The sequence below is a fragment of the Methylibium sp. genome, assembly GCF_013817365.1.
GTDB lineage: Bacteria > Pseudomonadota > Gammaproteobacteria > Burkholderiales > Burkholderiaceae_C > Methylibium.
The window spans coordinates 1-12349 of the sequence record NZ_JACDCU010000067.1; the positions used below are offsets into that span (position 1 = coordinate 1).

General features: G+C 67.5%; 11 protein-coding genes. 7 read left to right on the forward strand and 4 right to left on the reverse strand.

The window, feature by feature from the left end:
* Both H0W38_RS06535 and H0W38_RS06540 read left to right on the forward strand, forming a co-directional pair.
* Nucleotides 1-461, forward strand: a 461-nt coding sequence (locus tag H0W38_RS06535; RefSeq protein WP_292452277.1) for an EAL domain-containing protein, incomplete at its 5' end; no start/stop codon positions are given.
* Nucleotides 462-517: 56 nt separating this feature from the next.
* A complete protein-coding gene (locus tag H0W38_RS06540) occupies nucleotides 518-1015 on the forward strand; it encodes a cyclic nucleotide-binding domain-containing protein (RefSeq protein ID WP_292452278.1) in 498 nt (165 codons plus the stop codon).
* Nucleotides 1016-1155: 140 nt separating this feature from the next.
* Here H0W38_RS06540 and H0W38_RS06545 read toward each other — a convergent pair whose 3' ends face one another.
* From H0W38_RS06545 to H0W38_RS06560, 4 genes are all read right to left on the reverse strand, one after another.
* A complete protein-coding gene (locus tag H0W38_RS06545; RefSeq protein WP_292452279.1) occupies nucleotides 1156-3015 on the reverse strand; it encodes an ABC transporter substrate-binding protein in 1860 nt (619 codons plus the stop codon).
* 28 nt (nucleotides 3016-3043) lie between these two features.
* On the reverse strand, nucleotides 3044-4879 hold the full coding sequence (locus H0W38_RS06550; RefSeq protein ID WP_292452280.1) for an ABC transporter substrate-binding protein: 1836 nt from the start codon (nucleotides 4877-4879) through the stop codon (nucleotides 3044-3046).
* 461 nt (nucleotides 4880-5340) lie between these two features.
* Nucleotides 5341-5883, reverse strand: coding sequence for a DUF417 family protein (locus tag H0W38_RS06555; protein ID WP_292452281.1), 543 nt, complete (start codon nucleotides 5881-5883; stop codon nucleotides 5341-5343).
* 22 nt (nucleotides 5884-5905) lie between these two features.
* Nucleotides 5906-7546, reverse strand: coding sequence for a hypothetical protein (locus tag H0W38_RS06560; RefSeq protein ID WP_292452283.1), 1641 nt, complete (start codon nucleotides 7544-7546; stop codon nucleotides 5906-5908).
* A 151-nt stretch (nucleotides 7547-7697) separates the two neighbouring features.
* Between H0W38_RS06560 and H0W38_RS06565 the strand changes: the two genes are divergently transcribed.
* From H0W38_RS06565 to H0W38_RS06585, 5 genes are all read left to right on the forward strand, one after another.
* Nucleotides 7698-8201, forward strand: coding sequence for a DUF421 domain-containing protein (locus H0W38_RS06565; RefSeq protein ID WP_292452284.1), 504 nt, complete (start codon nucleotides 7698-7700; stop codon nucleotides 8199-8201).
* A 306-nt stretch (nucleotides 8202-8507) separates the two neighbouring features.
* Nucleotides 8508-9446: an ABC transporter permease gene (locus H0W38_RS06570; RefSeq protein ID WP_292452286.1), complete on the forward strand. Its 939-nt coding sequence runs from the start codon at nucleotides 8508-8510 to the stop codon at nucleotides 9444-9446.
* On the forward strand, nucleotides 9443-10501 hold the full coding sequence (locus H0W38_RS06575; RefSeq protein ID WP_292452287.1) for an ABC transporter permease: 1059 nt from the start codon (nucleotides 9443-9445) through the stop codon (nucleotides 10499-10501). The genes H0W38_RS06570 and H0W38_RS06575 overlap by 4 nt, the downstream gene beginning before the upstream one ends.
* A gap of 81 nt (nucleotides 10502-10582) precedes the next feature.
* On the forward strand, nucleotides 10583-11047 hold the full coding sequence (locus H0W38_RS06580; RefSeq protein WP_292452288.1) for an OsmC family protein: 465 nt from the start codon (nucleotides 10583-10585) through the stop codon (nucleotides 11045-11047).
* A gap of 25 nt (nucleotides 11048-11072) precedes the next feature.
* Nucleotides 11073-12349, forward strand: a 1277-nt coding sequence (locus tag H0W38_RS06585) for an ATP-binding cassette domain-containing protein (protein WP_292452289.1), incomplete at its 3' end; no start/stop codon positions are given.

Consider the following 12349-nt stretch of genomic DNA (forward strand, 5'->3'; position numbering starts at 1 on the left):
CCTCCCAGCTGCTGTGCGAGATCACCGAAACGGCCGCGATGGACGACCTCAAGGCCACGCAGCGCACCTTCGACGGGCTGGTGCGCATCGGCGTGTTCCTGTCGATCGACGACTTCGGTACTGGCTACTCGAGCCTGAGCCATCTGCGCCAGCTGCCGGCGCGCCAGCTCAAGATCGACCGCAGCTTCGTGAGCGACATCGAAACCAGCAACGATGCGCGTGCGATCGTCAGTGCCGTCATTCAGCTGGCCCATGCGCTCGGATTGGGCGTCGTCGGCGAGGGCGTCGAGAACGAGGGCCAGCGCGACATCCTGATCGAGCTGGGCTGCGATGAACTGCAGGGCTTCTTCTTCGCCAGGCCGATGTCGGCCGACACGCTCGTGGCTTGGACCGAGGGGCGAAAACCTGCCGGCGCGGCGGACTTTTCGGCGTCGGTGCTGTTTGCCGAATACTCGGACTGAGCGAGGCGCGCCTAGACTGCTGTCGAGGCCCACAGACTTCGCCACGGGAGCTCGCCATGCAGACGGCGGCACGCATCGAACTATTGCAGCGGATGCCCCTCTTCGGCGCCATCCGCGACGACGCGCTCGAGTTCATCGTCGAGCAGACGCGCTCGGTGGTCGCCCACGCGGGTTCGTTCTTCTTTCGCGAGAACGAGCCCGCGCGAAGCATGTTCGTGCTCGAGTCGGGTCGCGTGGCGGTGCTCAGGAACTGGCGGCACCAAAAACTCCTGGTTCGCGAGCTCGGCCAGGGCGACTGTTTCGGGGAGATGGCCTTGATGGACCTGCGGCCGCGATCGGCCTCGGTGCGGGCCGAGACGGACTGCTCGGCGCTCGAACTCATGCCCGCCACGCTCCTGGCGCTGTTCGAACGCGACGTCGAGCAGTTCGCACTGATCCAGATGAACATGGGCCGCGAGGTCTGCCGCCGGCTGCGCGAGACCGACGAACAGTTGTTTCGCGTCCGCATGGGCGAGGCGCCGGCGTCCACGGAGCACGGCTTCGGTTCGACATGAGCCGCCGCCGCCGCGGCTTGCACGGCTGTGACGCAGGGTGGAAACGTTCGACTGGCGCAACCCGAGCCCGACGATGAACCTCACGGAACTCAGCATCGCCACGTGCGGATGCGCCGCGATCGTCCTGGGCTCCGGCCGATTCATTTCGCCTGCGCCCGCCGACCCGCATCCACATCCATGTACTGCCATGTGTCCTGCCAGAACACCGGCCGCCGATAGCCCTCCACCCACGGATGCACCATGTCCGTGGCGATGCGGTGCACGTGCGTCTTGTAGGGCATGTACGCCACCGCCAGGCGCTTCGCTTCGAAGAACAGCTTCTCGCGTTCCGGCCCGTCCGGCAGCCCGCTCATGCGCTCGTAGATCGCGTCCATCTCCGGCAGCTTGAAGCGCGCCAGGTTCTGCCCGCCGGCCTGCGGGCCGTGCATGCGCGCGAGCGAACCCTGGCCGTCGGGCGAGCCGGCGGTGGAGCCGAGCACCCAGACCATCAGCTTGCCGGCGCGTGCCTGCTTGAGCTGCTCGGGCCATTGCGCGGCGCCGAAGGCGGTGCGGATGCCGATGGCGTCCATGTTGCGTTTCCACAGCTCGTCGAACTGGCGCGAGATCTGGTCGGGCTGGGTGGCGATCTCCAGCACCAGCGGCGAGCCGTCGGGTTGCTCGCGCCAGCCGTCCCTGTTCTTGTCGACGTAGCCGTAGGTGTCGAGCAGGGCCTTGGCGCGCGCCGGGTCGTAATCGCCGTTCTCGCTCTTGAACGCGGGGTCGTAGCCGGTGGTGTGCGGCGGGATCGGGCCCTGCGCGGGGATCGCCTGCCCGCGGCGCACGAGTTGGATCTCGCGTTCCACGTCGATGCCCAGCGAGATCGCGCGCCGCAGCGCCACCTTGTGCGGCTCGTTGCCGCCCACCACCGGGTGCTCCCAGTTGAAGTAGGTGAGCGCCGTGTCGGGCTGCAGCACGCGGTAGGCGCGGATGTCCTGCTTGGCCAGGTTGGGTGCGATCTTGCCGCCCGGCATGGCCTGGTTGACGAACTCGCCCGGCACGGCGATCACGTCGATCTGGCCGTTCAGGAAAGCCAGCCAGCGCGGCTGCTGCTCCTCGATGATGGAGACCTCGACGCGATCGACCAACGGCAGTCGCCGGCCCTGGTATTTGGCCAGCAGGGCCTGGCCTTCGGCGTCGTCTGCAGCCGGCTCGGCCTCGAACAACATCTCGCGAAAAGCCGGGTTGCGCTCCAGCACGATCTGCGAGCTGCGCCGCCAGGCGCCGAGCTTGAAGGGCCCCGTGCCCACCGGGTGCTCGGAGATGCGGTCGCCGTAGAACTCGACCACTTCGCGCGCGACGCCATCGACCAGACCGCCGGTCAACGACTCCAGCAGGCGCGGACGCGGCTTGTCGGTCTGCAGGCGCAGCGTGTAGCGGTCGAGCGCGCGCACACCCTCGATCTCGCGGTCGTAGTCGAAGGGCTGCTTGCCCTCCAGCGCGGCCTGGCGCAAGGCGTTCAGTCCGCTGAAGCCGATTTCCTCCACACCGCCCCAGGCAGGGCTTTTCAACGCCGGGTCGGCGAAGCGCTTGAGCGCGTAGGCGAAGTCGTGTGCCGTCAGTTCGCGCTTGCGGCCCTTGAACGCCGGGTCGTCGGCGAAGTGGATGCCGGGCTTGACGCGCACGGTCCAGGTGCGGAAGTCGTCCGAGACCTCCGGCATGCCGGTCGCCGTCAGCGGCTTGATCTTCGAGGGCCGCGCGAGGTGGTCGTAGTGGTACAGGCCCTCGAAGATGTGGGCGGTGATCGTGCGCGAGTAGAGGTCGGAGATCTGCGCCGGGTCGAAGCCGGTCTCGGCCACGGGGAAGGACACGCGCAGCAGCTTGGGCGGGCCGCCCGCGGCGGCGGTCTGCGCACCGGCGGCGCCGGGCAGGTCGAGCGTGCCGCCCAGCAGGCCGGCCGCGGCGCTGCCGGCCGACAAGGCGGTCAGGGTAAAGCGGCGGCGGGTGAGGTCGGTTCTCGTCATGACGTGGCAGTCGGTCCTGGTTCGGTGTCTAAGGCTCGCGCCGTTCGGCGTTGTCGATGTCGATGTAGCGCCAGAAGTCGCGCATGAAAGGGTGGCGGCGATAGCCTTCGACCCCGGGGTGCATCAGGTCGGTGGCGATGCGGTGGCCGGAAATCTTGTAGGGCATGTAGGCCACGCCCAGCAGCTCGGCCCGGTCCATCAGCGCTTCTCGCTCGGGGCCGTCAGGCAGGCGCAGTTGCCGCTCGTAAAGGGCGTTGAAGGCCGGCAGGTCGAATCGCGCATGGTTGGCCTGGCCCTTGTTGGGGCCGTACATCAGGTCGAGGAAGTAGCTGCCGTCCGGGCTGGCCGCGCCCCAGGCCACGCCCCAGATCATGAGCTTGCCGGCGCGCGAGGCCTTGAGGTTCTCGGGCCACTGCGCGGTGCGGAACTCGATGCGCAAACCCACGGCGCTCATGTTCTTTTGCCACAGCTCCTGCAACTGGCGCGAGGCCTGGTCGGACTGGCTGGCGTACTCGAGCACCAGGGCCGAGCCGTCGGGCTGCTCGCGCCAGCCGTCGCCGTTGCGATCGACGTAGCCGTACAGGTCGAGCAGCGCCTTGGCGCGCGGGCGGCTGAAGTCGCTCATCTCCGTCTTGAGCTGGGCGTCGTAGCCGCTGACCAGCGGCGGCACGATGGTTTGCGCGGGAATGGCCTGCGACCGGCGCACGACCACCAGTTCCTCGTGCACGTTGTAGGCCAGTGAAATGGCGCGGCGCAGCGCCACCTTCTCGGGCGCGTAGCCGCCGACCAGCGGATGCTCCATGCCGAAGTAGCTGAACATCGAATCGACCATCGGCGCACGGTCCATCACGATGCCCTGGCGCGCGAGGTGCGGCGCCAGCTCGTTGTTGGGAATCGCCAAGCTCGAGAACTCGGCCGGCAGGCGCTCGAGCAGGTCGTGCTCGGCGTTGAGAAAACCCAGCCAGCGCGGCTGCGCCTCCTCGACGATGGCCACTTCGATGCGGTCGATCATCGGCAGCCGGCGGCCCTTGAAGGCCGCAGCGATGGCCTGCGAGCGCACATCGTCTGCCGGCGCTTGCTCGTCGTAGAAGTGCTCGCGGTAGCCGGGGTTGCGTTCGAGCACGATGCGCGAGCTGCGCCGCCAGTCGGCAAGCATGTAGGGCCCCGTGCCCACGGGATGCTCCATCTCGCGGCCGGCGTGCGCCTCGACCACTTCGCGCGCCACCGCGCCCATCACGCCGCCGTCGGCCATCACGTAGGCGAAGCGCGGCGCGGGCTCGGCCAGCCGGATCTCGAAGGTGTAGCGGTCGAGCGAGCGCGCACCGGAGGCAGGTGTGTCGTAGGGAAACGGCGTGTCGTCTTCGAGCACCTTGGCGCGCAACTCCGACAGGCCGAGGATCTTCGCGTTCTCGAACTGGAACAGGTTCGGGCTCTTGAACTTCGGGTCGTAGTGCCGCTTGAGCGAGTACACGTAGTCCTCGGCGACCAGCTCGCGACGTTGCCCCTTGAATGCCGGGTCGTCGGCGAAATAGATGCCGGGCCGGATGCGGAAGGTGAAGCGCGTGAAGTCGTCCGCCACCTCGGGCAGCGCCACCGCCGTCTGCGGCTTCACGCGGGCCGGGCGGCTGAGGTAGTCGTAGGTGAGCGGTGCCTCGAAGATGTTGGCCGCGATGACGCGCGAATACAGGTCGCTGATCTGCGCCGGATCGAAGCCGCTCTCGGCCACGGGGAAGGCATACCGAAGGACCTTAAGCTCGGCGCCCGGGGCGCCGGCAGAGGCGGGCTGGGCCTCGCTTCTCGAGGGACCGAGCAAGCCGATCAGGGCGGACAGGGCCAAGGCGCAGGCAAGGCCGTGTCTGAGCATTGATTCTTCCCTTCGTCCTGAGGAGGAGTGACGCTGATGCACGCGCCCGAGCGGCGAGCGACGCCAGCGAGTCTAGGGTCCCGCCGCGCGGGAGTTGTCGGGTGCGTGGCCTTGATGCACCGGGCGAGGTCGCTGGTCGCGCCGTTGCCGGTGTTGCCGGTGTTGCTCCCTCTCCCTCTGGGAGAGGGCCGGCCGGCTTTGCAAAGCCCGCTCGGAGACATACTTCTTCGCTGTTGGAGGCAGCCGCAGCCCATTGGTTCACGCTGCAAGGGCAGCCTTGGCTGTGAAGTTCCACCGGCTTGTTGGTGCCCACTCGTACATCACCCGGCGTCGTGGGGCGAGAGTTCCGGGGGAAGAACGAGGGCTGCACGACAGGCGCGGCGGATCGGCCGGCAAATTCTTCCGCACCAGACGCCGCGGCGGGTGCAATTCTTACTTGCCGCCGCCTACAGCAGGCGTGCCTATCTCGCCGACAGCCTGCGACTCGCCCGCCAAGCCTCACCCGCCGTCCAGATCGACACGCCCAGCAGCACCAGGTCCTTGGCGAGAAACTGCCCCGGCAAGGCCGAGAGCGCGGGGAAGCCATAGCCCGGCTCCCACACGCCGGGCGTGGTGAGCATGAAGCTCAGGGTGATGAGGAAGGTGATCACGGCGCCGATGCTGCCGATGGCCGAGGCTTTGGGCCAGAACGCGCGCGTGACGATCAGCAGGCCGACCGAGATTTCGATCACGCCGATCACGTTGGACAGGCCTTGCAGCCCCAAGGACTGATAGGCCCAGGCCCAGATCGGGCTGTTCGACACCATCGGCTCGATGTTCTTCGCCTCGTAGGCGGTGAACTTCAGCAGTCCGGCCCACAGGAAGATGAGCGCCAGCCCGTAGCGAAAGATTTTGGCTCCGACGCGCTCGAGCGGTAGGTTGGCCGCATCGTGAACGGCCTGATCGGCGGCGCGTCGCTCCGGGCCGGTCCAAACATGCGCCTGACTTCCAATCGTCGCCGCCATTTCGATTCTCCTTTTCGATGCTTCAGGGCCCGGTGCTCAGGCTGCGCAGGAACTCCACCATGTCTGCGCCCTGTTCCGCGTCCGAGAAGTAGAACGGGTGCGGCGCGGTCGCCGTGCGGCCTGCGGCGCCGGGGTTCAACAGGCTGTCGAGATCGGGCACCGAGTTGTCGTGCAGGAAGTTCGGCTTGCGCGCCAAGTCCAGCAGCAAGGGCATCGCGGTGCCTCGGATGTCGCCGCGCAGGGTGGCGTTCACGACCGCCATCTTGTCGTCGAAGATGCTGCCCGGGGTGTTCAGGATTGCGTTCAGCGTGCCTTCCCGGTCGGGCGACAGCACGGCCGGCATGTCGCCCGGAAAGATCGTCCCCATGGCGACGATGAAAGCGGGTACCGCCCGGCTCTGGTCGACGTTGTGGCATTGGACGCAGGCGCCGTTGCGGAACAGCGAGCGGCCGCGCGCGATCGCGCTGGCGTCGCCCGCCACGCCGGCCGGCGCCTGCAGGCTGTTGAGGTAGGCGTTCATGTCGAGCAGCTTGGTGTTGTCGACGCGGATGCCCAGCGGCGCTTCTTCGGTGCCGGGCATCGGGTGCGCGGCGGCCTGCACGTAGGGATAGCCGGTCACCCCGGTGGCGGCCAGCACCGCGACGTAGTCGTCGGCGATCTCGGCGCCGGCAGCCGCGCCGCCGAGCTTCATCAGGAAGGCTCGGCCGCCGGCGGTCGTCAGCGTCGTCGGGTCGAGCAGCCCGGTGTAGACCAGGTTGCCGAAGTTGTCGAGTCGGGCAATCGTTCCGTCGGTGCCCCAGGGCGCGGCCAGGTCGGTGCGGAACAGCGCCGAGTTGTGCATCGGGTCGCCGTTGCCGTCGAAGGTGTCGTCGAACGTGCCGATCGGGTAGGCCACCGGGTTGTTGAGGTAGGCATCGACCTCGGCTTCGCTGGAGTTCTCGGTCAGCCCGGCCTGCGCCGGATCGCGGCCGATGCTCGCGCCGCCGTTCGCAGTGAGTGCGAGTTGCAGCACCGGGTAGTAGGCGCGCGAGTTCTGGGCCAGGGCGATGAGCGCGCCGAAGTTGAGGTTGTGCGAGGCAAGCCCGTCGAGCCGCTTGCCGATGCCGCCGCCCGCCGCCGGCGTCGGCAGGGAGCGGTCGGTGCGGGTGTGGCACAGCGCGCAGCTCGCACCGGTCTTGTCGCCGTTGGCGATGTCGAAGCTGCCGTCGCCGTTGCTGTCCACGGGCACGATGCCGATGACGGCTCTCGCGTTGATCAGCGTGATGGTGGTGGCCGGGTTGTTGAGGATCGGCGCGTTCGCTGGCGAGAGGTCGGTGTTCAACTCCGCGGCGATGGCTGCCAGCGTGGGCGCATCGACCGCCGCGGCGAGCGCGTCGCTGTCGACGCTGAGCCCGAGGCCCAGCGCCTGCACGGGCGTCACTCCCGCCGCCACGATGCCTTGTTGCAGCCGCATTGCATCGGTCCAAAAGCGTTCGGTTCCGAACAGCTCGAAGCGGAATACGTCGCGCCCGGCCGTCGCGTTGCCGGTGGCATGCACGACCGGTGTGCCTTGCGAGGTCGGGCCATCGGAGCGGGAATCGTCGCCGTCGCCGCCGCAGCCGACGAGAAGAATGGAAACGGCGAGAGCCTCTCGCCAACCGCCTGAATGGTGTCGAGAGTGCATGACCGCTCCTTTGTTTGCCTCGGATTCGACGGAACGACAATGAAGCTGCGAGAGGTCATAGCAATCGAGGTGCCTGAACGGCATGGTTGCTTCCCTGACAAGATGCCGAAGGGCCTGAACTTCACAGCACCCTTGCTCACCGGAGAACATCATGGGCGACATGTTCTGGCGCATCGACTGGCATGGCATCGTCACGCCGACGAACTCGTTGATGGAGTTGATGCTGCGCGGCAGCATCATGTACTTCGTTGTGTTCGGCTTGTTGCGTTTCGCGCGCAAGCGGCAGGCCGGAGGAATCGGCACGACCGATGTTCTGGTCATCGTTCTGCTGGCCGAGGTGGCCGGGAACGGCTTCGCGGCAGAGTACAAGTCGGTGGTCGAGGGCGCTGTGCTCGTCGGCACCGTCCTGTTCTGGAGTTACGTGCTCGAATGGGCTGCGCATCGGTTCCCGGCGCTCGAGCGGATTCTTCACGCGCCGACACTGGTCCTCATCGAGAACGGAAAAATGCTTCGCAAGAACATGAAGGCCGAACTCGTCACGAAAGAGGAATTGATGGCCCAGTTGCGCGAAGCGGGTATCGAGGACTGCGCCCAGGTGAAGCGAGCCTGCATGGAAGCCGACGGCATGATCAGCATCATCAAGATGAAAGCGTGAGTTCTGCGCCATCGTTCGAGATGGCGCCGATAAAGCACATGCGCCGCTTCTCGCCGTACTTCGCCATCTCGTAGCCGCCATTGGCGATGGGCAGCCGCTGGTCGTTCTACGCGTAGGGGAGGATCGTCTGCGGATGCCAGGCGTCCGAGGGCAAGTCCTAGCGGCCCGGTAAGCGAACCGGCCGCGAGCCGCGAGCGCAAGGCTCTAGACTCGCGCCAGCATCGATCGACCCGACACGACGACGCGGCACCCGCGAAGGCAGCCCCGCTGCCCCCCGCCGCCCGCACTGGAGCAAAGAACCCCGCGATGACGGCCTACCTGATCCGGCGCCTGTGGCAAACCATCCCGACGCTGGCCGGCGTGGTGCTGCTGGTCTTCTTCCTGTTCAAGTACTTCGGCGGCGACCCGGCCGAGATCCTCGGCGGCCTCAACGCCAGCCCCGAACAGATCGACGCGATCCGTCAGCAGCTCGGCCTGAACGAGCCGGTATGGCAGCAGCTGTGGATCTTCGTGCAGCGCATCGTCACCTTCGACTGGGGCCAAAGCTGGGCCACCAACGAGCCGGTCGCATCGCTCTTCGCCAGCCGCCTGCCGGCCACGCTGACGGTGATGGTGCCGATCCTGCTGCTCGACGTGCTGCTGGCCATTCCCTTCGCACTCGGCGTGGCGTATGTGCGCGGCTCGCTGACCGACCGCTCGATCATGGTCGTGACGACGATTGCGCTGTCGATCAGCTTCCTGGTCTACGTGATCGTCGGCCAGTACTTCTTCGCCTTTCGGCTTGGCTGGTTCCCGGTGCAGGGCTGGAGCGACAGCCTGTGGACGAACCTGACGGTCTATACGCCGCTGCCGGTGCTGCTGGCGGTGATGGTGGGCTTGGCGCCGCAGACGCGGCTGTACCGCACTTTCTTCCTCGACGAGATCGGGCAGGACTACGTGCGCACGGCGCGCGCCAAGGGGCTGACCGAGACGCGCATCCTGCTCAAGCACGTGCTGCGCAACGCGATGATCCCCATCCTCACCAACCTGTCGGTGGCGCTGCCGGGCATCTTCGTCGGCTCGTTCCTGATCGAGGTGTTCTTCTCCATTCCCGGGCTCGGCCGCGAGGTGCTGCTGGCCGTGAACCGCAGCGACTACCCGGTGATCCAGGCGGTGACGATCTATATCGCCGTGATCACCATGGCGATCAACGTGGCGACCGACGTGCTCTACAAGATGGTCGATCCGCGGGTGGTTCTCAAATGAGCGCTGCCTTGCCGGCGCCTGGCGCACCGGTCGTCGCCACGAGCCGGCGCTCCGAAGGCGTGTGGGCCGCGGCGTGGCGGCGCTTTCGGGGCGACCGGGTCGGCATGGTGTCGCTCGCCATCGTGGTGGGGTTCCTGTTCATGGTGGTGCTCTCCACCGCCGGGCTGGTGGCGTCGGGCTGGCAGACCGAAGCCGGCGTGCCGAATGCGCCGCCCACCTTCATGGGCCCTGCGCCGCCGGGCAGCAAGGCGGTCATCCCGGAGCCGCCTGGCCCGAACGTCGACCTCTCCGACATCGACCCGCTGGCGCCGCGCTACGAGGCCTGGGACCAACGTGCCGAGCAGTACAGCACCGTCGAGACCCCGCGCGCCGAAACCCTGCCCTTCGGCGCCGACCGGCTCGGCCGCGACGTGCTCTCCAAGGCGATCAAGGGCGCGGAGATCTCCATCTTCGTCGGCGTTTCGGCGGCGCTGCTCGCCACCGTGATCGGCACCGTGCTCGGCGCCTTGGGTGGTTTCTTCGGCGGCAAGGTCGGCGACTTCCTCGAGTGGGTCTACAACGTCTTCACGTCGATCCCCGGCATCCTGCTGATCTTCGCCTTCGCCGCGGTCGCGGGGCGCGGCGTCGAGTCGGTGGTGCTGATCCTGGGCCTGACCGGCTGGACCGGCATCTACCGGCTGGTGCGCGCCGAGTTCATCAAGCATTCGGTGCGCGAGTACGTGCGCTCGGCCGAGGCCATCGGCGCCTCGGCGGCGTCGCGCATGTTCCGCCACATCCTGCCCAACGTGAGCCACGTGGTGCTGGTGCAGTTGTCGGTGCACGTGGTGGGCTTCATCAAGGCCGAGGTGATCCTGAGCTATCTGGGCCTGGGCGTGTCGGTCGACGAAGTGAGCTGGGGCACGATGCTCGCCGAGGCGCAGGGCGAGTTGATCCTCGGCCACTGGTGGCAGCTTGCGGCGGCCACGCTTTTCATGGCAGTGTTCGTCACGGCGTTTTCGCTCATGACGGATGCACTGCGCGATGCGCTCGATCCCAAGTTGCGGGGGGCGGAATGAGGAACGGGCCAACGCAGTGCCAACGACGCCGTCTCAGTCTTGATTCTTGTGGGTCGAGCAGGGCACCGAGGAGCCATTGAAATGAGCGACTACACGGCCACCATCGCGTGGGAACGCGGCGGCAGCGACTTCATCACTCACGGCTACAGCCGCGCGCACCGCTGGCGCTTCGATGGCGGTCTCGAAGTACCCGCGAGCAGTTCGCCGCAGGTGGTGCCGCTGCCGATGTCGGACGCGGCGGGCGTCGATCCCGAGGAGGCCTTCGTCGCCTCGCTGTCGAGTTGCCACATGCTGTGGTTCCTCGACATCGCGGCGCGGCGCGGGCTCACCGTCGATGCGTATACCGACAAAGCCAGCGGCGTGATGGCGAAGAACGCCGAGGACAAGCTGGCGATGACCGTGGTGACCTTGCGTCCGCGCGTCGTGTTCGCCGGCGCGGCGCCGAGCGAGGCCGACCTGCATGCGCTGCATCACCAGGCGCATGAGTGCTGCTTCATCGCATCCTCGGTGCGCACCGAGGTGCGCTGCGAACCGGTGCTCGACTGAACCCGAAAAGAAGGAAGAAGCGAACGTGCTGCTCACCGTCGACAACCTGCGCGTGCGTTTTCGTCTCGGCCGCGGCGACGAGCGCAGCCACATCGAGGCGGTGGGCCGCGGCGAAGCGTGCGTGAGTTTTCAGATCGCCGAGAACTCGACCCTGGCGCTGGTCGGCGAGTCGGGCTCGGGCAAGACCATCACGGCGATGTCCATCCTCAATTTGCTGCCCGAGAACGCCGAGCGCCGCGGTGCCATCCGCTTCATGGGCCGCGATCTGCTTGCCGCTTCCCTGAGCGAGTTACAGGCGCTGCGCGGCAAGGACATCGCCTGCGTGTTCCAGGACCCGATGACTTCGCTCAACCCGGTGTTCACCGTGGGCGACCAGCTTGTCGAGCCGCTGCGCATTCACCTCGGCATGGGTCGGCGACAGGCGCGCGCGCGCGCCGAGGCGCTGCTGAACGAAGTGGGCATGCCCGATCCGAAACGCCGGCTCGACGCCTATCCGCACGAGCTTTCGGGCGGACAGCAGCAGCGCGTGATGATCGCGATGGCCATCGCCTGCGAGCCCAAACTGCTCATCGCCGACGAGCCGACGACTTCGCTCGACGTGACCATCCAGCGCCAGATCCTCGAACTGCTCGCGGGGCTGAAGGAGCGCATGCGCATGAGCATGCTGTTCATCAGCCACGACCTCGGCGTGGTGGGCGAGATCGCCGATCACGTGGTGGTCATGCGTGAGGGCACGGTGCGCGAACAGGGCCCCGTGGCGCGCATCTTCGCCGCGCCGCAGGACGCCTACACGCGCGCGCTGCTGGCCTGCCGGCCGACGCTGGAGCGGCCACCGGCACGGCTGATGGTGATCGACGAGCACCTGGCGGCGCAGAAGCTTGCTGTGCCTGCAGGCGGTGCCGGCGTCGAGGCCACCGACGTGATCCCCAGCGAACCGCTGGCAGAGCAGGGCGCTCGGCTCAAAGACCCGAATGCGCCGATGGTGCTGCGTGTCGAATCGCTCAGCAAGAGCTTCTGGCTGCGCTCGGGCGTGTTCGGCCGCAAGGAGTTTCCGGCCGTCAGGAACGTGAGCTTCGAGCTGCGGCGAGGGCACACGCTGGGCATCGTCGGCGAGTCGGGCTCGGGCAAGACGACCACCGGCCTGGCGCTGCTGCGCCTGCACGAAGCGAGCGGCGGGCCGCTCTGCGGCAGCGCCATGTTCTACAGCGGCAGCAGTGGCACCTCGGGCCCCGGCGGGCAGGATTTGCTCACGCTGAGCAAGGGCGACTGGCTGGCCTACCGGCGCCGTTTGCAGGTCGTGTT